The organism is Pseudoclavibacter sp. VKM Ac-2888, from assembly GCF_015351285.1.
Lineage (GTDB): Bacteria > Actinomycetota > Actinomycetes > Actinomycetales > Microbacteriaceae > Pseudoclavibacter.
Genome location: NZ_JADKSM010000002.1, coordinates 242,120 through 264,166, shown reverse-complemented (window position 1 = coordinate 264,166; position 22,047 = coordinate 242,120). Strand labels below are relative to the sequence as shown.

The following is a 22,047-nucleotide window of genomic DNA, read 5'->3' as shown; positions in this document are numbered from 1 at the left end:
GTCGCTCCATTTCCCTAACGGTCGTCACCGAATCTAGTGGAGCCACGAGGCCAGCGCTGGCCTGTTCGCCCACGGCACACGGTGCCTGGCAAAGGGCAGGGGATGCACGAAGCGCCGCCGGCGTGATGCCGGCGGCGCTTCGCGAAGTGGGCGGGAGGCTACTTGGCCTCGTCGTCCTTCGCTTCGTCGGCGGCGACCTCGTCGGACTCGACGGCGTCAGCCGATTCCTCGGCCTCCGCTGCTGCTGCCTTGTCCTTGGCGCGCTGCACGGCGACCGTGAACTCGGAGATGTCGACGGCTTCGCCGTTGGTGTCAACGACCTCGGCCTTGTCGAGGACGAAGAGGATCGCCTTCGAGCGTGCGACCTCGCCGATCATGCCGGGGAGCTGGTTGTTCTCCTGCAGCACGCCGATGAACTCCTGCGGAGCCATGCCGTACTGGGCTGCGGACTGGATGAGGAACTGCGTGAGCTCGTCCTGCTCGACCTCGACGCCTTCAGCCTTGATGACCTCGTCGAGGAGCACCTGCTGGCGGAACGACTTCTCGGCGTTTGCGCGGACCTCGACGCCGTGCTCGTCGTCGGGCTGGAGGCCCTCCTGCTCGAGGTGGCGCGTGACCTCGTCGTTGATGAGCGTCTCGGGGAGCGGGATCTCGACGAGCTCGAGGAGCTGCTCGACGATCTTCTCGCGGGCCGCGTCGACCTGAGCGAACGTCTTCTTGCTCTTGGCCTGCGTCTCGAGGTCTGCGCGGAGCTCGTCGATGGTGTCGAACTCGCTCGCGATCTGCGCGAACTCGTCGTCGATCTCGGGCAGCTCGCGGTCCTTGACGGACTGCACCGTGACGGTGATCTCCGCTTCCTTGCCCTCGTGCTCGCCGCCGAGCAGCGTGGAGCGGAAGGTGGTCTCTTCGCCTGCGGTGAGCGTGAGGAGCGCCTCGTCGGTCCCCTCGAGGAGCTGGCCGGAGCCGAGCTCGTAGGAGATTCCCTCGGCTTCGTCGACCTTGTCGCCGTCGACCGTGGCGATGAGGTCGAGCGTCACGAAGTCGCCGTCCTCGATCGGGCGGTCTGCCGTGACGAGCGTGCCGAAGCGCTTGCGGAGCTCTTCGAGCTCCTCATCGACGTCAGCCGCGTCGACGACTGCAGCCTCGACCTCGACCTTGATGCCGTCGTACGACGGGAGCTCGATGGACGGACGCGAGTCGACCTCGACCTCGACGACGAGGTCGCCGGAGAAGTCGGCGACGTTCGGCGTCTCGATGACGTCGGCCTTCGGGCGTCCGAGCGGCTGCACGTCCGACTCCGAGACGGCCTGGTTGAAGAAGACGTCGAGTCCGTCGGAGATCGCCTGGTCGAGGACCGCGGCGCGACCGACGCGCTGGTCGATGATCGGCGTCGGAACCTTGCCGCGGCGGAAGCCGGGGACCTGGATCTGCTCTGCGATGGTGCGGTAGGCCGAGTCGACGTATGGCTTGAGTTCAGCCGGTTCTACGTTGATCGTCAGCTTGACGCGGGTCGGGTTGATCTGTTCGACCGAGGTCTTCACGTGGGGCATCTCCTGAGATACGTGGGGTGACTGCGCGGATTCGCGCGTGGAGCGGGGTGCGACTGCACGCCGCGCACCACCCAGATGGGCGTATCGCCGCACTGATGCGGCTGCGGACAGCCTACGGCACCCACAAACGACAGCACTCTACCGGCAATCAGGATCGTCGTGGGCGAGCAGGCACAATGCGCGCCCTCGTCCGCGCGCGAGAAGTCAGCAAGAAGCAGGCTGGCAAACGCGGGACGGGGGCAGCGCGACGGGCGGGTGGCGCGCTTTCGCGCATCCACCCGCCCGTCGCGGCGTGTCCTCCGAGGAAGCGCGCCTACTTCGCGTCCTCGCGCTCTGCGGCCTGCACGGCGACGGCTTCCGTCTTCGCCTTCAGGATCAGCTTCTCGCGGGTGCGGGTGCGCAGGTGCTGGACGGCGCTGATGACGATCGCCCCGACCATGAGCACGTAGATGGCGATCGTGATGGGCGAGTCGACCAGGATGCCGAGGTCGCCCTCGCTGACGGCGAGCGCTCGCCGCAGCTCGGTCTCCGCGAGGGGTCCCAGGATGGCCGCGATGAGCACCGGCGCGAGCGGGATCGCGTACCGGCGCATCACGAACCCGAAGACGCCGATGGCGATCGCGAGCCACAGGTCGACCGCCGAAGAGGCGATCGCGTACACGCCCAGCATCGCGAAGCCCGTGATCCCCGCGTACAGGTAGTGGCGCGGGATGAGCAGCAGCTTCGCCCACACCGCCGCGAACGGCAGGTTGATGATGAGCAGGATGAGGAGGCCCACGAAGAGGCTCGCGAGCAGGGGCCAGACGAGGTCGCCGCTGCGCTCGAAGAGCAGTGGTCCCGGCTGCATCCCGTACTGCTGGAATGCGGCGAGCATCATGGCCGCCGTGGCCGAGGTCGGGAGCCCGAGCGCGAGGAGCGCGCCCATCGCGGTGCCCGCCGTCGCGTTGCCGGCGGCTTCCGGCGCCGCGACACCCTGGATGGAGCCGCGTGTGCCGAAGTCGGGGTCGTTGCGGCGCTTCGCGAGCCGCTTCTCCGTGCCGTAGGCGAGGAACGTCGGAACCTCGGACCCGCCGACGGGGATCGCACCGAACGGCACACCGTAGGCGGTGCCGCGCAGCCACGCGGGCAACGCCTGCTTGAACTCGCGCAGGTTGAGGTAGGGCGAACCGGACGCGGGGATCTTCGTGAGCCCGCCCTCGCGGTGGATGCGGCTGGCGACGTGCAGGACCTCGCCGATCGCGAGCAGTCCGACGGTCACGACGATGATCGAGATGCCGTCGAAGAACTGCGGCAGATCCATCGTGAAGCGGGCCGCACCAGACGGGCCGTCGACGCCGACCAGGGCGATCGCGAGGCCGATGCCGAGCGCGATGAGGCCGCGGATCACGGAGTCCGCGACGACCGAGGAGATCGCGACGAACGCGAACGCCGCGAGCGCGAAGTACTCGGCGGGGCCGAACTGGGTGGCGAGCTGGACGAGGAACGGCGAGAAGAACACGACGAGCGCCGTCGCGATGGTGCCGCCGATGAACGCGCCGATCGCCGACGTGCCGAGCGCCTTGGCAGCCCGGCCGTCCTTCGCCATCCTGTGCCCCTCGAACGTCGTGGCGATGGCCGAGGAGTTGCCAGGGGTGTTGAGGAGGATGCCGGACGTCGAGTCGCCGAAGAGCCCACCGAAGTAGATGCTCGCGAACATGATGAACGCGCCGGTCGGGTCGAGGCTGAACGTGACGGGCAGGAGGAGGGCGACGGCCATCGCGGAGCCGAGGCCGGGCAGGACGCCGACGGCGGTGCCGAGCACGGCGCCGATGAGCAGCCACAGCAGGTTGATGGGGGTGAGGGCGACCGTGAAGCCCTCGAGGAGGTGGGTCAGCTGATCCATGGGAGGACTCCGCTCAGGATTCCGGACGGCAGCGTGAGGCCGAGGCCCGCCGAGAACGACAGCTGCACAAGTGACGAGAAGAGGAACGCGACTCCAATGTCGAAGAGGTGGCGCTTGCTGCCGAGGGCGTACGCGACGACCCAGAACAGCACGGCGGCGGTGATGATCCAGCCGAGCGGTTCGAGCAGCAGCGCTGTTCCCGCGAGGGCGGCGAAGACGATGCCGAGCGTCTTCCAGTCGGTGCCCGTGCGCTTCTTGCGCTCTTCGCCCGCCGCGGCCGTGACCACTCGGATCTCGGACGTCGTGTCGATCTGCCCGATGTCCTCGAGCAGCTCTGGCGACATCTCCAGCATCTGCCCGGCCTCGTCCTCGTCGTCACGGGCCGGCTTGCGGATGACCGTGATCGCGAGCGCGATGGAGACGATGAACAGGAGGATGACGACGATGGTCGGGAAGAACTGCGGGCCGGGGACTCCTGCCGTCTCCGGCACGTCCATGGTGGCCGTGCCGATGGCGAAGACGCAGGCCAGGACGAAGACGAACGCGGCGACGCCGAGCTCGCTGCGACCGTGCCACCACGAGCGGCCCTGAGTGGAGATGCTGCCCGTTCCGGGCCCGTCCGTCTCACGCGGGCTCTGCGCCTCGCGTCGATTCTGCAGCGTGCTCATAGTCCGAGCTCCTTCACGAGTGCGGTGACCTGATCTGTCTCACCGACGAGGAAGTCCTCGAAATCGGTGCCGGGCTGGAAGCTGTCCGTCCAGTTGTTCCGGTCGAGCGCTTCCGCCCATTCGGGGCTGTTCTCGAGCTCGGTCACGATGTCGATGAGCTCGTCGCGCGTCGCGTCGTCGATGCCGGGAGGGGCGACCACTCCGCGCCAGTTGACCATCGCGACGTCGACGCCCTCCTGCTTGAAGGTGGGGATGTCGATGCCGTCGACGGGCTCCGGGGCCGAGATGGCGAGCGCCTTGAGGGTGCCCGCTTCGATCTGGTCCCTGAACTCGTTGTAGCCGGACAGGCCCGCCGCGGTGGTGCTGGAGAGGAGCGAGGAGAGCACCTCGCCGCCGCCCGAGTAGGCGACGTAGTTGACGTCCTTGGGGTCGACGCCGATGGACTTGCCCAGCATTCCGCTGAGCAGGTGGTCGATGCCGCCGAGCGAGCCGCCGGCGATCGAGTGCTTGCCCGGGTCCGCCTTCATGCCCTCGACGAACTCCTCGAGGGTGGTGTACGGCGACGAGGCCGGCACGACGAGCGCGTTGTAGTCGTCGGCGAGGCGCGCGATGGGCACGGTGTCCGCGAGGGACTCCCCGGTGTTCGAGAGGACCGTCGCGCCGACCATGACGCCGCCCGTCACCATGAGCAGGTCGTCTCGGCCCTGCATCTGCAGGAGCTGGCTGAGGCCGATCGTTCCACCAGCGCCTGGCACGTTCACGACCTGGGCGTTGTTGACGATGCCGTTCGCCCGCATCGCCTGCTGCGCCTCGCGTGCGAAGGCATCCCAGCCGCCGCCCGGGGCGGCCGGTGCCATGATCGTGAGCTTGCTCCTGGCCGAGGCTCCGGCACCCGCGCTGCTCGCATCCACGACCGCGAAGCCGAGGACGGCAACCGTGATGATGGCGAAGAGGGAGGTGAGCAGCTTGTTCGGGAGTCTTGTTCTACTCAATGGAGTATTCCTTCCGTTGGCAACGACTCTGTCGCCGCGCTGGTCTGCGCTTCTGTCTACGATTGCACCGGCGGTGACCGTCGGCGGGTTCTGGCCTTTGTGGTCTTTGTGGACACGCGGGCCCGTCGCTGAGAGTCGGGACACGAGGGGGTGCGGGGATGGACAGAGCGCGGATCGGCGGTCTGACGGCACTGCGCGGCCCGCGCGTGATCACGCTCGTCGCCGTGCAGTTCTCCATCGTGGCGATCTGCATGCTCACGACCCTGCTCGTCGCCCTCCAGGTGCAGCACACCTCGATCCGCGAGGAGACCGGAGAGCGCGCGCTCGACGTCGCCATGAGCCTCGCCGAGCTGCCCGCCGTCGTCGAGGCCGTCGGGTCCCCGGATGCCGGTGCGACGCTGCAGCCGCTGGCGGACCTCGTCTCCGAGTCGGCAGGCGTCGACTACGTGGTCATCACCGACGATGCGGGCATCCGCATCACGCACCCCGTGCCGGAGCGGCGGGGTGAGCTCGTCTCCACCGACCCCAGCATCGCGCTGGGCGGGGAGACCTTCGTCGGCACCGAGGTCGGCACGGTCGGCCCCACCCTGCGCGCGAAGGTACCGGTCTGGCGCGATGGCGTCGTCGTCGGCACCGCCTCGGTCGGCATCCTCGAATCCTCCATCTCGGCGCAGCTCGAGGAACGCATCTGGCAGGTCGTCCCCTGGGTTGTCGGCGCGGGCCTGTTCGGTCTCGCCTGCGCCGCGGGAGTCTCCCTCCTCCTCGGCCGCCGGTTCGACCAGCTCACCGTCGCGGCGCAGGAGTTCGAGACGCAGCGCCGTCTGGCGTCCGCGCTGCGCGAGCAGACGCACGAGTTCTCCAACCGCCTGCATGTGCTGTTCGGCCTCATCGAGGTCGACGAGCGCGAGGAGGCGCTCGACTACATCCGCACGCTCACGCCCGTCGATTCGCTCGCCGCGGCGCCCGCTCTCGAGGAGACGCTCGCGGACGCCCCGGTGCGTGTCCGCGCCATCCTCGCCGCCGCGAGCGCGCGTCTCTGCGAGCACGGCGGGCAGCTGCAAGCCGACGTCGAGATCGAGGACCGCGCGGGAACGGAACTCTCCTTCGGCGACGACGCCGCCACCGCGCTCAGCAACCTCGTCCGCAACGCCGTCGACGCCGTCGAGGCGCAGGGCGAGCAGGGAGTCGTCCGTGTCGCCGTCGAAGAGGAGGCTGGCGGGCTCCGGATCCAGGTCGACGACAGCGGGCCGGGCATCGCTCCAGAGCTGCGCGACCGGATCATGGAGGCTGGCTTCTCGACGAAGACCACCGAGACGAGGGACGGCCTCGAGATCCCTCGCGGCGTCGGCCTCGGGCTCGTGCGCCGCCTCGCCGAGGCGCACGGCGGTGCGCTCGTCATCTCGGACAGCGAGCTCGGCGGGGCCCGCTTCGTCGCGACGCTTCCGAACTCGAGCACGCGGGCTGACGCGGATTCGGAAGCGGCGAGCACTGGGAGGATGGACCAGTGACCACGATCCGCACCCTCATCGTCGACGACGAGACCGCCGTCAGGCGCCTGCACGAGCGGATGCTCGCGGGCGTCGACGGCTTCGAGGTCGTGGCGGTCGCGGGAACCGGAGAGGAAGCCCTCGAGGTCGCCGCGAGCACGGACATCGACCTCGTGCTGCTCGATGTGCACCTGCCCGACTTCAGCGGCGTCGAGGTACTGCGTCGCCTGCGCCACCTCCTCGGGGACTCCTTCGACGCCATCATCATCTCCTCGGCCAACGACCGGCTCTCGGTCGCTCAGCTGGCGACGGCGAGCATCTCTGACTACCTCGTGAAGCCCTTCTCGAAGGCGAACTTCGAGGCGCGCCTCGCCAACTACCGCGACACCCGCACCGTCGCTCCGCCCCTGGCGTCCTCGCCGGCCCAGACCCTGCCGCTGCGGCAGCAGGACATCGACGGGATGCTCGCTCGCCGGGCGGGCGCACAGGCAACTGGCGGCGACCGGCAGGGTGCGCAGGCGCAGCCGCCTGGCCGCAGCCGCCCGCTCCCGAAGGGGCTGTCGGAGCCGACCATCAAGCTCGTCGCGTCGCAGCTGCACCCCGAGTGGCAGTCGGCGCTCGAGGTCGCCGAGCGCTGCGGCCTCTCCCGGGTCACGGCTCGTCGCTACCTCGACCACCTCTGCGCGCGGGGACTCGCCCAGGTCGAGCCGGTCTACGGCAAGCGCGGGCGCCCCGAGCTGCGGTATCGCCGGCAGGACTGAGCGCCGCGAGTCAGGGTGCCGGCGTGGGCGACGGCGACGGCGCTGCACCGTCGAAGCTGATGCTCCAGGTGGTCTCCTCCTCGTACGGCTCGATGCGGATGATCGTCGGGCCGGCCTCGAACGGCCGCGTGAGCGACGTCACCTCGCTGATGTTCTCGTACCAGCCGTCTGCGCCGAACGTGTCGATCGTGACGCTCTGGTCGGGCTCGAACGTGAAGGTCGCGTCACCCCCGACGCCGTCGTACAGGAGCACTTCCTGGCCTGTCCCCGAGTACTCGGCGTCGAACGAGGGGAGCGTGTCGACCGAGACGAGCGTCACGGTCCACTCCCCCTCCGCTTCGATGTCGATGGCCCGGAACTCGTCGTCCATCCATTCGTTGATGACGGCGAGGCCCGAGTAGTCGGAGTAGGCGCTGATCGAGGAGCTGCCCATCTGCTCGCCCTCCGCGTCGACGTCGTAGATGCGCAGCTGCTCGCCCTCGAACTCGACCTGCAGCAGGCCGATGTCGTCGGCGCCGTCCGGCAGGACGACGTCGAACCTCGCGTTGCCGGTGCCGGAGACGCTTGCCGTCCCGTTGAGGTCGAGGGTGCCGGTGCCGCCGGACAGCTCGGTCACGGCGCCACGGATCGAGCCGCCGGTCGACCCGATCAGCTGGATCACGAGCGCGATGACGGTCAGGAGGAGGGTGATGACCCCGACGGCCCGCCGCCCGCCACCCGCGCGCAGGAGGCCGATGCTCGAGATGAGCGAGACCACGACGAGCACCCAGGCGATGAACGTGATCCCCGAGATCGCGAACGTGAGGGCCAGGATCGCGGCGATGAGCCCGAACCAGGCGCCCCCGCCCTTCTTCTTCGCGGTGCCCGTCGCCCCGCCTCCGGCCGTCGAGGCGGATGCCGCGGCCGGGGCTCCCGGGATCTGACTCGGTGGTGCGGATGCGAGGTCTCCGAGACGCTTGGCGATACTCCCCGACCCGCCAGCCGACGCCGCCCGCTGCACGTCGCGAGCTCGGTTCCCGAGGAGCGCGCTGCTGTCGGTGGCGACACGCTGCAGCAGCTCCTGCCGGTCCAGCTGCCCGTCGGCCGACTGCGTGAACTCCTCGCCAGACGCGCCGCCCTGCACGACGAATCCCGGCGTCTGGGAGGCGGCATCGCGTTTGATGGCCTCATCGAGCTCTTCGAGCGTGCGCGGCGGGTCGGGCAGCCCAGGCGGGGTGTCGAAGCTCTGCGTGTGCTCCTGCGGAGCGGCGTAGGGATCCTCGGCCGCCTCCTCGGCGTCGCGCTCCGCCTCGCGTCGCTCGTCCTCCAGCCGCTGCTCGTCGCCCCTGCTGTCCTGCGCCGCCCACTTCGAGACGAAGTCGGGTGCGCGGTAGCCGGATGGGGCCTGGTAGTCGCGCTGCGAGTAGTCGACCTCGCCGTCCTTCTCAGGATCTTCTGGTGTCGAGTTGTCTGGCACGTGAGCTCCTCGGGGCGACGGACGGGGCAGTGATCGCGCATCCATTGAACTACATGCACTCGACCGGCTCCGCGAGCGAGTAGATTCTCGGGACCGCCGCAAGAGAGGGAGCGAGATGTCGCAGCCAGCAGACTTCAGCCGCGAGGAGTTCGACGTCAGGCTCGCGAACACTCGGGTCCGCATGAGCGACGCCGGCCTCGACGCGCTGCTCGTCACCGACCCGGCGAACCTCTACTACCTGACCGGCTACAACGCCTGGTCGTTCTACATGCCGCAGTTCCTCTACGTGCCGGCCGAGGGTGAGCTCCTCCTCGTCATGCGGGCGATGGATGCGCATGGCGCGCACCACACGACCTGGCTGCCGAGCGAGCAGGTCGCCGGCTACCCCGAGAGCCTCGTGCACCGGGCGGAGGTGCACCCCATGGACTGGGCGGCGACCGAGCTGCGGGAGCGGGGCCAGGCAGATCGGCGGATGCGCGTCGGCTACGAGTCGGAGGCGCACTTCTTCTCGGTCCGCTCGTTCCTGACGTTGCAGCGCCGCCTCCCCGAGTGGGACCTCGTCGACAGCGGGGAGCTGGTCAACTGGGTGCGTCTCGTGAAGTCGGAGACGGAGATCTCGCTCATGCGGACCGCGGCAGCCGTGAGCTCGAACGCGATGGCGGTCGGCATCAACGCGCTGCGCGGCGGCAGACGGCAGAGCGACGTCGCCGCGGAGATCCAGGCGGCGCAGGCCGCGGGCGTCGGGGCGTCTGAGGGCGACTACCCGTCGATCGTGCCGATGATGCTGGCCGGGGAAGGGGCGGATACGCCGCACCTCACGTGGTCGAGCGCCGAGATCGTCGCCGGGGAGGCGGTCTCCCTCGAGCTCGCTGGCGCGCACCGCCGCTATCACGCTCCGCTCGCGCGAACCGTGAGCCTCGGGACCCCGAGCGCGGAGCTGCAGCGGGTCGCGGCGACGACCCTCGACGGGTTCGAGGCGGCCCTCGAGCTGCTCCGCCCCGGCCAGACCCCTGATGCCGCCGTCGCGGCCTGGGACGCCCAGCTCGCGAAGCAGGGGCTCACCAAGGCATCCCGACTCGGCTACTCGATCGGCATCGGCTACCCGCCAGACTGGGGCGAGCACACGGTGAGCATCCGCTCCGGCGAGGAGACCGTGCTCAAGCCCAACATGACGTTCCACCTCATCGCCGGCATGTGGATGACAGGCTTCGGCTTCGAGGTCTCCGAGTCGATCCGCATCACCGAGACGGGCGTCGAGGTGCTCACCCGCGCTCCCCGCGAGCTCATCGTGAAGGGCGATGCATGAGCGGCGTGAGCCAGACGGAGGCGTCGGCGCTCTCCCGGCTCGACCTGGAGAGCATCGTCGCCGACACGGCGGAGCTGATCAGGGCACGCGGCGAGAACCCTGGCGAGACGGAAGCGGCGACCGTCGAGGTCCTCACGTCGCTGTGCGAGCGGGCGGGCGCTCAGGTCACGCTCACCGAGGTCGCCCCGGGGCGGCACAATCTGCTCGCCGAGCTGGGAAGTGGCGACGGACCAGCGCTCCTCTTCCTCGGGCACAGCGACGTCGTCCCAGCGGGCGTGGGCTGGCTCGGCGACCCCTTCGAGCCGCGTCTCATCGATGGCATGCTCATCGGCCGCGGCGCCGTCGACATGAAGGGCGGCCTGGCGGCCGTCGTCGCGGCGATGTCGGCGGTGCACGCCGAGCGACCCGAGGTCCGCCTCGCGCTCCTCTGCACGGTCGATGAGGAGGACACGGCGACCGGTGCTCTCCGCTACATCGCCGACGCTCCGACCACCCTCGCCGTGAACGACGACGAGGAGATCGCGCCATATTCGGCGTGCATCGTCGCCGAGCCCACGGGCCTCGACACCGTCGTCGCCTGCCGAGGCGCCACGAACTTCATCATCACGCTGCGCGGCGCGGCGGCGCACGCCGGCAACCCTGCCGACGGGGCTAGTGCCATCGCCGCGGCCGCCATCGCCGTGCAGGCCATCGAGGACGACGCCAGGCGCATCGCGCAGCAGAGCGCCGCCGTCCCAGGTCTCATCGGAACCGGCAGCTGGAACGTCGGCATGATCGCCGGCGGGCACGGCACGTCGATCGTCGCCGAGGAGTGCACGCTCTACGTCGACCGACGCGTGCTCCCCGACGAGGAACCGGAGCGCATCCTCGAGGACGTGCTCACGCGCATCCGCGCAGCCATCGCAGGGAGCGGGATGCTCAACTCCGAGCGCATCACCGTCGCGGGCCACCTCGACATGGCCATGCCGGGGTTCCTGACACCACCCGACTCCGTGGTGCCGGCCGCGGCGGTGCAGGCTGTCGCCGACGCCGGCGGCTCCTCGAGCATCGGCGGGTGGAGCGCGGCCTGCGAGGGCGGCTTCATCGCCCGTCACCACGAGATCCCCGTCATCATCCTCGGGCCGGGCGACGTGAAGTCGCAGGCGCACCAGCCTGAGGAGCGGGTCCGCACCGACGAGCTGCTCGTCGCCGCGCGCGCATACGCGTTGATAGCGCTACGTCTCGCGGAGGCGTCCCGGTAACACCCAGGTACGCGCGCTGTGCTTGGACATCACCCGTGTGGAAAATTCAGCAAGGAGCACCCCCATGTCCTCTGATCAGTCCAGCAGAGGTGGCCCCGGTGCCACCCTTGCACCCCTGACCCGCGAGATCGACCTCACACCAATCCAACGCAAGACGGCACGGAGATCGGTCGCCGGTTCCGCGATCGGCAACGCCATCGAGTGGTTCGACTACGGCATCTACGGCTACCTCGCAATCTACGTGTCGCAGCTGTTCTTCACGTTCAGCGACGACCAGGGTGGCGCGCTCGCCCTCATCCTGACCTTCGCGACCTTCGCCGTCTCGTTCCTCGTGCGCCCCCTCGGCGGCATCGTGCTCGGTCCGCTCGGCGACCGCATCGGCCGCCAGAAGGTGCTCGTCTTCACGATCATCATGATCAGCCTCTCGACGGCGGCGATCGGCCTCCTCCCGTCGTTCGACTCGATCGGCTTCGCAGCGCCCATCCTGCTCATCCTGCTCCGCATGTTGCAGGGCTTCTCCGCGGGCGGCGAGTACGCCGGCGCGGCGATCTTCATGTCGGAGCACGCGCCTGACGACAAGCGCGGCTTCTTCGGCTCGTTCCTCGAGTTCGGCACCCTCGCCGGTGCAAGCGCCGCCGCCATCCTGTGCACCACGCTCGCCTTCATCGTCGGCGACGACGGGATGCTCGAGGGCTGGTGGCGCCTGCCGTTCCTGCTCACGCTCCCCCTCGGCCTCGTGGCCCTGTGGATGCGCCGCCACCTGAGCGAGTCCGAGACGTTCGTCGACGACGCCCAGGAGCCCGGCGAGAAGCAGACCGCCATCGGCGCCCTCGTGTCGCTGCTGAAGAACTACCCGATGCAGGTGCTGAAGCTCTTCGGCTTCGTGATCCTCATCAACGTCGCCTTCTACCTCGTGCTGACCTACATGCCGACGTACCTGTCGACGACCCTCGACCAGAGCACCGCCGAATCGACGTTCTCGCTCGTGGTCATCCAGCTGCTCATGATGGCCGTGATCGTGCCGTTCGGCGCGCTGTCCGACCGCATCGGCCGAAAGCCGCAGCTCATCGCCGCGAGCATCGGCTTCACCGTCTTCTCCGTGCCGGCGGTCATGCTCATCCAGACCGGATCGCTCATCGCGCAGATCGCGGGCCTCGGCATCCTCGGCCTGTTCCTCGTCATGATCATCTCGACCATCTCGTCGACGCTGCCCGCGCTGTTCCCGACCGCGGTGCGCTACTCGGGCTTCGCGATCGGCTACAACATCTCGACGGCGATCTTCGGCGGAACCGCGGCCTCGGCCAACACGTGGCTCATCGATCAGACCGGCAACGTCCTCATCCCGGGGTTCTACCTCGCGGGTGCCGGACTCATCGGTCTGATCTCGGTGCTGACCTTCAAGGAGACCGCCGGGCGCTCGCTGCGCGGCAACGTCATCCCCGGCAGTGACGACGCGGAACGCGTCGCCGCCGGCGAGCACCTCGTCGGCAAGGTCAACAAGTAGGCAGAGACCGATCCGACACCCACGCGGCGCTCGTCGCGGCCTTCCGCCGCGACGAGCGCCGCTGTGCTGAGCACGCCGACTCTCAGCCGGCGAGGACGGCGTCGATCTGGCCCATGGCCTCCGTCATGCCCTCCGCCATGCCCATCTCGATGACGCTGTCGAAGTCGGCCGGAGACGCGAAGACGGAGACGGTGGTCATGCGAGTGAGGTCGCCGGCAGCCTCGATCGTGACGGTGCAGCGCATGACGGGCAGCTCGAGGTTGCGTGAGCCGTCGTCGTGCGCGAACCCGTTGTCGAACGACAGCGTGTGGTGCGGTTCGATGCTGACGAACTCCCACCACTCCCCCGCCGTCGTGCCGTCCGGTCCCGTCATGTGCGACAGGACCCTGCCACCAGGCGAGAACTCGAACGAGTCGACCGTGGACGGCCAGGTCGGCGGGCCCCACCAGCGCTCGAGCTGGCGGGGGTCCTCCCACAGCCGCCAGACGCGCTCCGGGGTCGCGGCGTGCTCGGTGACGACGGTCAGCGTGCGCTGATCCGGATCCTTCTGCGTTGAGATGACGGGCATGATGCTCTCTCCTTCGTTCACCGCTCGCCTGCGTCGGCGCGCGGGGGTGGTGGTGCGCCCTCGTCGTCGTCGGCGAGGAGCGCGTCGATGCGGGATGCTCGGTCGCGCCAGAGCCGCTCGTAGGACTCGAGGAGCCGCGTCGCCTGGGCGATCGTCGCCCGGTCGGCATGGACCAGCTGCTCCCTTCCCCGCCGCCGTTTCGCCGTGAGGCCTGCCCTCGTGAGCACGGCGACGTGCTTCTGCACGGCCGCGAAGCTCATGGCGTAGGCCTCGGCGAGGGTGGTCACGGACTGCTCCTCGCGGAGCACGCGCGTGAGGATGTCGCGCCTCGTCGTATCCGCCAGGGCCTGGAAGATGCGGCTGACGTCGTCCTGGCCGAGCTGTTGTGTAACCATTTGGTTGTACGTTACGCCGCACGAAGCGCCGAAGCAAGACCGGTGGGGGTGGTGGTTCGTAGACTGCACCGGTGAGCAATCCGAGCGAGAGTCCCACGCAGGCGTCCTGGCGCAGCGCACTCGGGCGACTCCTCGAGCAGCCTGCCGCCCCGGTGGAGGGCAACGCCTCCGAGCGAGTCGTGCCGCTTGCCCTGCAGTTCGAAGTTCGTGAACTCATCCCGCGCACCATGTACCGCTGGAACGGCCCCACGTCCCGCCGCGCGTTCACGGGCGACGACGGCGCGGCCACGGCGCTCGACGAGCTCCGGCTCGGGGCACGACCCGTGATGCAGGGGGTTCGCGGCAAGTGGGTGAAAGGAGATCTCACCTGGGCGAAGCTGCAGCACCTGCGCGGGCGTCGAGACCTCGACCCGCGGCACCAGGCGTGGTTCGCGCAGTTCTTCGCGGTGCACCGAGCCGCGCGCCCGCCAGAACCGGGCCAGGACAGCGAATGGCTCTTCCTCGACGAGGCGCAGAGCCCCGTGATGTGGACGATGCTCCAGGAGGCCATCAGCCTGGACATCGCCTTCGTCGGCACGGGCAAGCGCGCCAGCATCACGCTCGAAGCCGGCTCGAGCCTCACACTCGACGCCAAACGGACCCCGGGCGGATTGACCGTGGCGCCACTCCTCACCATCGGGGATGCGCCCGCCGACTTCGAGACGGCCCGACCGGTCGGCGACCACGGCTTCTACGCCTTCGACGCCGACGAGCCCGACCGCATCCGCCTCGCCAAGAGCGACACGAGGCTCTCCCACCAGCAGCTGGCCCTCCTCGATCCCGGACGCGCCCGCAGGACCGAGTTCACGGTACCGAGCGACGACGCCGACGAATTCGAGCGCTCGCACCTGCCAGAGCTCGCGGCGCACCTGCGGCTGGGCAGCGCAGACTCGTCGGTCCGCATCCCTGAGCCGACACCTCCCGAGCTCATCCTCACCACGACGTTCGGCCCCCGGCACAGCATCGAGCTGCGCTGGCGATGGGCCAATCCTCGGTCCCTCGCCGCACCGCCCGCACTCTCGAGCGTGCTCGAGGAGGGCATGCTCCCGCGCGACTGGATGCCGGAGGACGTCGACTCCCCCGGAGCCCTGCCCGCTCGGGTCACCCTCTCGCAGATCGAGGCGGCGCGCTTCGCGGCCGAGACCCTGCCGCTGCTGGAACGGCTCTCGGGCATCCGCGTCGAGACCGTCGGCACGCCACCCGCCTACCGGGAGCTCCGCGGGGCCCCGAACCTGACCGTCACGACCGTGCCCACCGAGCGGCACGACTGGTTCGACCTCGGGGTCACCGTCACCGTCGACGGCAAGGTGATCCCCTTCACGAAGCTCTTCAAGGCCCTCGCGCTCGGGAAGCCCAGACTGCTGCTCATCGACGGCAGCTACCTCTCCCTCAAGCACCCGGCGTTCGAGCCGCTGCGCGAGCTCATCAGCGAAGCGCAGGGCCTGAACGAGTGGGAGCCGAACCGACTGCAGATCAGCCGAAGGCACGCCAGCCTCTGGTCCGACTTCGAGGACCTCGCCGACGAAGCCGAGCCAGCCGTCGAATGGCGCGAGCTGCTTCGCGAGCTGCGGGAGGACACCCCCTCGCCCATCGAACCTCCCCGGGGGCTGCACGCGTCACTGCGCCCGTACCAGCAGGAGGGCCTCAACTGGCTCGCGTTCCTCTGGCGGAACAAGCTCGGCGGCATCCTCGCCGACGACATGGGCCTCGGGAAGACCGTGCAGACCCTCGCCCTGGTGCAGCACGCACGCGAGCAGGCTGCTGATGGGCGCGAGCCGGCGCCGCTGCTGGTGGTCGCACCGACATCGGTCGTGTCGAACTGGGTGTCGGAGGCCGCCAGGTTCACCCCCGAGCTCACGACCCGGATCATCGACGCGACCCAGGCCAGCTCAGGGCGCCGCGTCGCGGACGTCGCCGACGGGGCGAGCATCGTCGTCACGAGCTACGCCCTCTTCCGACTCGACTTCGAGGCCTACCGCGGCGTCGCCGAAGACACCGGATGGTCGGGGCTCGTCCTCGACGAGGCCCAGTTCGTGAAGAACGCGAGCTCGCTCGTGAGCGAATGCGCGAGGAATCTCGAGGTGCCGTTCAAGCTCGCCATCACGGGCACGCCCCTCGAGAACTCGCTGACCGAGCTGCACGCGCTCCTCGCGATCACCGCCCCTGGCTTGTTCCCCTCGGCGAGGCGGTTCGGGGAAGAGTACGTGCGCACGATCGAAGGCAAGCGGCACGGCGTGAGCGATGGCGTCGGTGCCGGGCTGAGCGAGCCCGCGAGCGCCGAGGTGCGAGCCAAGCGCCTCGCGAGACTGCGAGCGCGCATCCGCCCCTTCCTGCTCCGACGCACGAAGGAGCGTGTCGCCCCCGAGCTGCCGGAGAAGCAGGAGCAGACGCTCTTCATCGAGCTCAGCGAGGAGCACCGCGAGCTCTACGACCTCTACCTCCAACGCGAACGCCAGAAGCTCTTCGGGCTGCTCGAGGACCTCGACAAGAACCGATTCATCGTGTTCCGCTCGCTCACGCTGCTCCGCCTCCTTGCGCTCGACCCCGCGCTCATCCAGGCGAGCCTCGACGGCATGCCGCCGGGTACAGTGCCCTCGAGCAAGCTGGACGCGCTGCTGGAGCACCTCACGGACGTCGCCGCCGAGGGGCACCGGGCGCTGGTCTTCAGCCAGTTCACCTCGTACCTCAAACTCGTCGCCAAGCGCCTCGACGCGGAGGGAATCCCCTACGTGTACCTGGACGGCGCGACGACGAAGCGGGCAGAGGTCATCGCCTCCTTCAAGGAGGGCACGGCCCCCGTGTTCCTCATCAGCCTCAAGGCGGGCGGGTTCGGCCTCAACCTGACGGAGGCCGATTACGTGTTCCTGCTCGACCCGTGGTGGAACCCGGCGAGCGAGGAGCAGGCCATCGACCGCACGCACCGCATCGGGCAGGAGCGTCGCGTCATGGTCTACCGGATGATCGCGGAGGGCACGATCGAGGAGAAGGTCATGGCGCTCAAAGATCGCAAGTCGAAGCTCTTCAACGCCGTCATCGACGACGACGAGCTGTTCAGCACCGAACTCTCGGCTGAGGACATCAGGGAGCTGCTGCGGTAGCCGAGGGGCGTGGAAGCACGAAGCCCGGCCGAGCCATCTCTGGCTTGACCGGGCTTTTCTCTGGAGGGGCTGACGAGAATCGAACTCGCATCATCTGTTTGGAAGACAGAGGCTTTACCACTAAGCTACAGCCCCGAATCGGGACGAAGAGAATGCTACCCCATCTCGGCGAGGTCCGTGAACTCCACCGTCCATCAGCGAGTCGCGGCCGTGGATGTGGTCTGCGTAGCCCCGGGAGTCCGGTAACATTACCTCCGGTTCGCCGCGCGATCGGCACCGGGGTGTAGCTCAGCTTGGTAGAGCGCCCGCTTTGGGAGCGGGAAGTCGCAGGTTCGAATCCTGTCACCCCGACCAGCATCCTCCTGCAGCTTCGAGCCAGGCAAGACCCCCTCTCGAGGGGGTCTTTTTCGTCGACTCATGCGCCGCGCATAGACGACTCACACGTTCGTCATGTGGCCCGCATATGCGTCGTCGTTATCTTCTTGTTATCTGCACGCTGGCGTGACTGAGGTCCCTCGCACCGGCGTCGGCCGAGGCGTTGCAGTGAAGGCCACCCGCGGCGCCCCAGCGCCCTCCGAGAGGAACACCATTGCAGTCAGATCTCGCACGCCCCAACAGCCCACACGCTGTTCCCCTCGCCACGATCGCGGCTGCGACCGGCGGGATCGTGTCCCCCGCGAGCGACGCCGTCACGGTGACCGGGGTCTCGAGCGATTCCCGGCGCATCCGCCCGGGTGACCTCTACGTCGCGATTCCCGGGGCACGGATGCACGGCGCAGACTTCCTGCCAGCGGTCGTCCGGGCCGGCGCGGTTGCCGTGCTCTCCGACGAGGCCGGCGCAGCAAAGGCCGCCGAGTTCGACCTGCCCGCCATCGTCGTCGAGAACCCGCGCGAGGTCATGAGCGTCGCCGCCTCGACTGTCTTCGGCACCGAGATCGCCTCGCCCCAGCTCTTCGCGGTGACCGGCACCAACGGCAAGACGACCACGAGCTACCTCCTGCACGCACTCTTCCTCTCGCTCGGCATCAAGGCCGGGCTCTCGGGAACCGTCGAGCGCATCGTGGGCGACGCGCGGCTCGAGACCCGCCTCTCCGGTCGGCTCACGACGCCCGAGTCCGACTACCTGCACGGCCTCGTCGCTCGCATGACCGAGGACGACGTGCAGGCGGCCGCGATCGAGGTCTCCTCCCACGGCCTCGACGGTGGGCGGGTCGACGGCCTGCCCTTCGAGAGCGCCATCTTCACGAACCTCTCGCAGGACCACCTCGATGTCTACGGCACGCTGGAGAACTACTTCGCGTCGAAGCTGGTGCTCTTCACGCCGAGGCACGCGAAGCGCGGCGTCATCGCGATCGAAGACGAGTGGGGGCGCCGCGCGGCGGCCGAGTCGCTGATCCCCGTCGTGACGGTCGCACGCGACACCGCGGAGGGCGCAGCCGACGCCGACTGGGTGCTGCACATCGACGCCGAGGGCCTCGAACGCACCGACTTCACCCTGCGGGGCCCGAACGGCGAGGAGCTCACCTCCAGCATCGGCCTCCCCGGCACCTTCACGGCGCTCGACCTCGCGCTCGCGATCGTTTCCGTCATCGGCACCGGACTCGCGTCGCTCGAGCAGATTCGGGAGGCGCTGAGCGCCACGGACGGGCTCCACCCCGTTGTCCCGGGTCGCCTCGACCTCGTCTCCGGCGAGTCGGAGCTGCGCGTCTACGTCGACTACGGGCATACGGCAGCGTCCTTCCGCGCGGTGCTGCACGCCCTCCGTCCCTTCACCCCCGGCCGGCTCTTCATGATCTTCGGTGCCGACGGCGACCGAGACAAGGGAAAGCGCCCGGAGATGGCGCGCGCCGCGAGCGAGGAGTCGGACGTCGTCATCGTCACCGACTACAACCCGCGAACGGAAGACCCAGACAGCATCCGCCGCACCCTTGTCGAGACGATCCGCGCCGAGTTCCCCGAGCGGGAGCTCTACGAGATCGCCGACTCGGCGACCGGTATCGACCACGCCGTCGCACTGGCCGAGCCCGGAGACCTGATCTTCGTCGGCGGGCACGGGCACCGGGCCGACGTCGAGGTCGACGGCCGCATCGTGCCGTACTCGGCGCGAGAGGCCGCCGTGGCCGCGCTGCGCGAGCACGGCTGGCTCGCGCCGGAACCGCCGAGCGCCTTCGGGTCGGCGGATGCGGTCACCGACGCACAGCAGCGCCGCGCCTCCTAGGCTCCCGGGCGGCCAAGGAAGCGAGGCGATGCCGCACACAAGACCTCAGCGGTCGGAGACCGCCTCGAACTCTCCGCGGTCTCTCGCCGCGAGCAGCTCGGCGTAGTCGAGCGCGGACTGCTCGGCGTAGCCGATCGCCCACTCGGCCATCGCGCCGTCGAACGAGCCGCTCTTGCCGAGGTACCCGGCGATCATCGGCGCGATGGGGCTCTGCGCGTGGGCGCGTGCGAGGAGCGTGCCGCACGCCTCCCCGTACTTCGAGAACTCCGACGGCGTGAGCTGGTCGAGGTCGACCGAGCCCTTCATGTCCCTGAACTGCCGCACGTAGAAGTCCCTTGGGACGCCGTCCTCATCCTCGAAGCGCAGGTAGCCGAGGAACGGATCGGAAACGGCCTGCAGGATGCGCTGGCAGCTCACCACCCGGTACCCCTCTCCGAGTTCGTCGTACTCGCGGCGAGATCGTGCCTGGAGGAGCCTCCTCGGGTCGACGTGGCCGTAGGCCTCGAGCACCGACGGCGGCGCCTCCTTCACCTGCAGCACGAGCGCCTCCCCGCCTGGCCCCGTCAGGATCAGGATGAAGCACCGGGTACCGACGCTGCCGACCCCGACAGCACGCCGCGCGACGTCCGTGAGCGTGAAGTTGCCGAGCAGGAACGCCACGTCGGTGCCGACCGTCGCACGGTACCGCTCGAAGAGCTCCTCGACGCGCGCCTCTGCCTCGGGTGAGATGTGCGTCATAACGGGCGGGTTCTCGACGATGAGCCTGGTGCCGTCGGCCGCCCGCTCCGTGAGCTTGTCGACGAACTTCTGCGACGTGCGCTTCCTGGCGCTCTTCGTCGCCTTCGCGAGCACGTCCTGTGCCTCCGTCCTGAACGAGGGATGCGCCACGTCGGTGTCGAGCCGCAGGTAGTAGCGGTCGAGGGCCGAGTGGCCCACCATCTCGCGCATCCCCTCCCGGTAGGCGGCCGCGGCCTTCCTCGCCGCCTTCCTCGTCTGCTCCTCGGTGAGTCCGAGGTCTCGGGCGCCGACGACCACGCTCGCCACGAGCCGCTTCAGATCCCACTCCCACGGCGCAGACGCGGCTTCATCGAAGTCGTTGAGGTCGAACACGAGCGTGCGCTGCGGCGAGGCGAACAGCCCGAAGTTGCTGAGGTGCGCATCGCCGCACGCCACCACCTGGATGCCGGTGCTCGTCCCCTGGGACAGGTCGTGCGCCATGATCGCGGCGGTGCCGCGATAGAACGTGAACGGACTGTCGAGCATGCGCCCCATGCGCAGCGCCACGAGCTCTGGCAGTCTCGCCTCGTTCTGCTCGGCGAGGATCGCCCGGGGGTCGCGCTCGCCAGGGACGAAGATGGCGTGCTCGACGTGCGGCTGCGTCTTGCGGAGCGCCTTGCCCGCCGCGTAGAGCTCGTCGCGAGTCGGCCGGGGCGCGCGATCGCGCTGCAGACGGCTGAGGTGTGTCGGCATGAGGGGCCTTCCTCGTCGAAGTGTCGAGCTCCGGCTCGATGAGGCTCAGTCTCTCGCGATTCGGTGAACGCCGAGAGACGCCGTAGCGACCGAGCGTCGCGGGGTCACGACACGATGTCGTAGGTCACCCACGCCGTCTGCTTCGCGACCGAGTCGTAGAGGCGCCGAGCCGTCGAGTTGTCCGCAGCCGTGATCCAGCGCACGACGCTGAGGCCAGCATCCTCGGCGTACTCGCCGAGGTGCAGCAGGAGGGCCCGGCCCGCGCCGCCGCCGCGGACCGCCGGGGAGGTGAACAGGTCGTCGAGATACAGCCCCGTAGTGGCGGAGAGCGGTCGAGCGAAGCGACGCACATGCGCGATGCCACCCAGCTGCCCCTCCGCGTCGACCGCGACGAAGCCGTGCGACTCGTGGGCCTCGTCGCTCAGCCACGACCAGACGGTGTCGATCTTGGCCTCGTCGGCGGGAACCCCGTAGAACGCTCGGTAGCCGCGATAGAGCTCCCGCCATTCCTGCTCGTCCGACGCAGTGACAGGGCGCACATTCCATTCAGTCATGCGCCAAGTCTCGCCCCAGCCCGCCGGAAAGCTCCAGCAGACTCGGCGGGAAGGCGACCCTGAACAGCTCACGGTTGGACGTTCCACCCGTGGAGACGTAGAGTCTCCGCCGTGGATCTGTTCAAGTACCTCCGCCCAGCCTCGAGCACCCCCCAGGCCGAGCACCAGCCGCACGGCGTTCACAACGCGCGGGAAACCCTCCGCGCTCGGACCGTCGAACTCATCCGACCCGGCTTCGTCTCCCTCGACGAGGCCCTCGAGACCGCTGGCTCGTTCGCCGAGGACGAGGCGCTGCCCGTCCGTCCCGATGAGATCGAGCGGATCGTCACCGCCACCTGGGACGACCTCGCCGACTGCCAGCGCGACTGGGCCAGCGAAGGCGACTACGAGAAGCTCCGAGCCGCGTTCGCCGACCTCGAGCAGGCCGGCGTCGTCGCGCGCATGAACTTCGCCTGCTGCCAGAATTGCGGGCACGCCGAGATCGAGGCCGAGAGGACCATCGGCAAGCACGTCGGCTACGTCTTCTTCCACCAGCAGGACGCGGAGCGCCTCGCCGGTGACGACGCGGAGCTGCTCCTCGCGTTCGGCACGTTCGCGGCCAGCCCCTCGCAGACGGCGGAAGAGCGCGCGGAGGCGGAGCAGCAGCTCGGACGTCTCGTGGCCACGACCATGCGCAGCAACGGCCTCGCGGTCGAGTGGGACGGGCAGACGTCGTCTCGCATCGCCGTCTCCATCAGCCACTGGCGCAAGCGCCTCCCGTTCGTCGGCGCCTGAGCGCGTCTCGGGCCCGACTGCCCGGCTGATCTGGCCGGGCAGTCCTCCCCTGCTCCCGCTTTCGCCTCCCCATTCTTGTCCGGA

At 69.2% G+C, this 22,047-nt stretch carries 16 protein-coding genes, 2 tRNA genes and 1 pseudogene; 9 read left to right on the top strand and 10 right to left on the bottom strand.

The window, feature by feature from the left end; all coding sequences use genetic code 11:
• Window positions 1-33: 33 nt before the first annotated feature.
• The 4 genes and pseudogenes from tig to ITJ61_RS16620 all read right to left on the bottom strand — a co-directional run bounded on the left by tig (window position 34) and on the right by ITJ61_RS16620 (window position 5,092).
• Window positions 34-1,541, bottom strand: a pseudogene (tig, locus tag ITJ61_RS16635) (trigger factor).
• 322 nt (window positions 1,542-1,863) lie between these two features.
• Window positions 1,864-3,432, bottom strand: coding sequence for a tripartite tricarboxylate transporter permease (locus ITJ61_RS16630; RefSeq protein WP_104240768.1), 1,569 nt, complete (start codon window positions 3,430-3,432; stop codon window positions 1,864-1,866).
• Window positions 3,420-4,100, bottom strand: coding sequence for a tripartite tricarboxylate transporter TctB family protein (locus ITJ61_RS16625; RefSeq protein WP_104341487.1), 681 nt, complete (start codon window positions 4,098-4,100; stop codon window positions 3,420-3,422). The genes ITJ61_RS16630 and ITJ61_RS16625 overlap by 13 nt, the downstream gene beginning before the upstream one ends.
• Window positions 4,097-5,092 carry a Bug family tripartite tricarboxylate transporter substrate binding protein gene (locus ITJ61_RS16620; protein ID WP_181062680.1) on the bottom strand — a complete coding sequence of 332 codons (996 nt, stop codon included), beginning with the start codon at window positions 5,090-5,092 and terminating at the stop codon, window positions 4,097-4,099. Before ITJ61_RS16620 ends, ITJ61_RS16625 begins: the two co-directional genes overlap by 4 nt.
• 158 nt (window positions 5,093-5,250) lie before the next feature.
• On the opposite strand from ITJ61_RS16620, the gene ITJ61_RS16615 reads away from it, so the two are divergent.
• Both ITJ61_RS16615 and ITJ61_RS16610 read left to right on the top strand, forming a co-directional pair.
• Window positions 5,251-6,600, top strand: coding sequence for an ATP-binding protein (locus tag ITJ61_RS16615; RefSeq protein ID WP_194686885.1), 1,350 nt, complete (start codon window positions 5,251-5,253; stop codon window positions 6,598-6,600).
• Window positions 6,597-7,340, top strand: a complete 744-nt coding sequence (locus ITJ61_RS16610) for a response regulator (protein WP_104298892.1) — start codon at window positions 6,597-6,599, stop codon at window positions 7,338-7,340. The genes ITJ61_RS16615 and ITJ61_RS16610 overlap by 4 nt, the downstream gene beginning before the upstream one ends.
• Before the next feature lie 10 nt (window positions 7,341-7,350).
• On the opposite strand, the gene ITJ61_RS16605 is transcribed toward ITJ61_RS16610, so the two are convergent.
• Window positions 7,351-8,796 carry a hypothetical protein gene (locus ITJ61_RS16605; RefSeq protein WP_194686884.1) on the bottom strand — a complete coding sequence of 482 codons (1,446 nt, stop codon included), beginning with the start codon at window positions 8,794-8,796 and terminating at the stop codon, window positions 7,351-7,353.
• 115 nt (window positions 8,797-8,911) lie between these two features.
• Here ITJ61_RS16605 and ITJ61_RS16600 point away from each other — a divergent pair, with 115 nt between their 5' ends.
• The 3 genes from ITJ61_RS16600 (at window position 8,912) to ITJ61_RS16590 (ending at window position 12,847) form a co-directional block, all read left to right on the top strand.
• Window positions 8,912-10,102 carry a M24 family metallopeptidase gene (locus ITJ61_RS16600; RefSeq protein WP_194686883.1) on the top strand — a complete coding sequence of 397 codons (1,191 nt, stop codon included), beginning with the start codon at window positions 8,912-8,914 and terminating at the stop codon, window positions 10,100-10,102.
• Window positions 10,099-11,343, top strand: coding sequence for a M20 family metallopeptidase (locus tag ITJ61_RS16595; RefSeq protein ID WP_194686882.1), 1,245 nt, complete (start codon window positions 10,099-10,101; stop codon window positions 11,341-11,343). The genes ITJ61_RS16600 and ITJ61_RS16595 overlap by 4 nt, the downstream gene beginning before the upstream one ends.
• A 64-nt stretch (window positions 11,344-11,407) precedes the next feature.
• Entirely contained in the window at window positions 11,408-12,847 is a 1,440-nt protein-coding gene (locus ITJ61_RS16590) for an MFS transporter (RefSeq protein ID WP_104306295.1), read from the top strand.
• 82 nt (window positions 12,848-12,929) lie between these two features.
• Here the strand turns inward: ITJ61_RS16590 and ITJ61_RS16585 are convergent, their stop codons facing one another.
• Together ITJ61_RS16585 and ITJ61_RS16580 are read right to left on the bottom strand one after the other, a co-directional pair.
• Complete coding sequence (locus ITJ61_RS16585) at window positions 12,930-13,415, bottom strand: SRPBCC family protein (protein ID WP_104298988.1); 486 nt, start codon at window positions 13,413-13,415, stop codon at window positions 12,930-12,932.
• A 17-nt stretch (window positions 13,416-13,432) separates the two neighbouring features.
• Window positions 13,433-13,810, bottom strand: a complete 378-nt coding sequence (locus ITJ61_RS16580; protein WP_194686881.1) for an ArsR/SmtB family transcription factor — start codon at window positions 13,808-13,810, stop codon at window positions 13,433-13,435.
• Between the two features lie 71 nt (window positions 13,811-13,881).
• Here ITJ61_RS16580 and ITJ61_RS16575 point away from each other — a divergent pair, with 71 nt between their 5' ends.
• Entirely contained in the window at window positions 13,882-16,947 is a 3,066-nt protein-coding gene (locus ITJ61_RS16575) for a DEAD/DEAH box helicase (protein ID WP_194686880.1), read from the top strand.
• Window positions 16,948-17,008: 61 nt separating this feature from the next.
• Here the strand turns inward: ITJ61_RS16575 and ITJ61_RS16570 are convergent.
• Window positions 17,009-17,082, bottom strand: a tRNA-Gly gene (locus ITJ61_RS16570).
• A gap of 142 nt (window positions 17,083-17,224) precedes the next feature.
• Here ITJ61_RS16570 and ITJ61_RS16565 point away from each other — a divergent pair.
• Both ITJ61_RS16565 and ITJ61_RS16560 read left to right on the top strand, forming a co-directional pair.
• Window positions 17,225-17,301, top strand: a tRNA-Pro gene (locus ITJ61_RS16565).
• Window positions 17,302-17,536: 235 nt separating this feature from the next.
• The gene (locus ITJ61_RS16560; RefSeq protein ID WP_194686879.1) at window positions 17,537-19,165 is read left to right on the top strand and encodes a Mur ligase family protein; all 1,629 of its coding nucleotides are present in this window, start codon (window positions 17,537-17,539) and stop codon (window positions 19,163-19,165) included.
• A gap of 45 nt (window positions 19,166-19,210) precedes the next feature.
• On the opposite strand, the gene ITJ61_RS16555 is transcribed toward ITJ61_RS16560, so the two are convergent.
• Together ITJ61_RS16555 and ITJ61_RS16550 are read right to left on the bottom strand one after the other, a co-directional pair.
• Entirely contained in the window at window positions 19,211-20,635 is a 1,425-nt protein-coding gene (locus tag ITJ61_RS16555) for a DUF2252 domain-containing protein (protein ID WP_194686878.1), read from the bottom strand.
• Window positions 20,636-20,739: 104 nt separating this feature from the next.
• Complete coding sequence (locus tag ITJ61_RS16550) at window positions 20,740-21,189, bottom strand: GNAT family N-acetyltransferase (RefSeq protein ID WP_194686877.1); 450 nt, start codon at window positions 21,187-21,189, stop codon at window positions 20,740-20,742.
• Between the two features lie 111 nt (window positions 21,190-21,300).
• Between ITJ61_RS16550 and ITJ61_RS16545 the strand changes: the two genes are divergently transcribed.
• Complete coding sequence (locus tag ITJ61_RS16545; RefSeq protein ID WP_104240755.1) at window positions 21,301-21,963, top strand: DUF6891 domain-containing protein; 663 nt, start codon at window positions 21,301-21,303, stop codon at window positions 21,961-21,963.
• Window positions 21,964-22,047 lie beyond the last annotated feature (84 nt).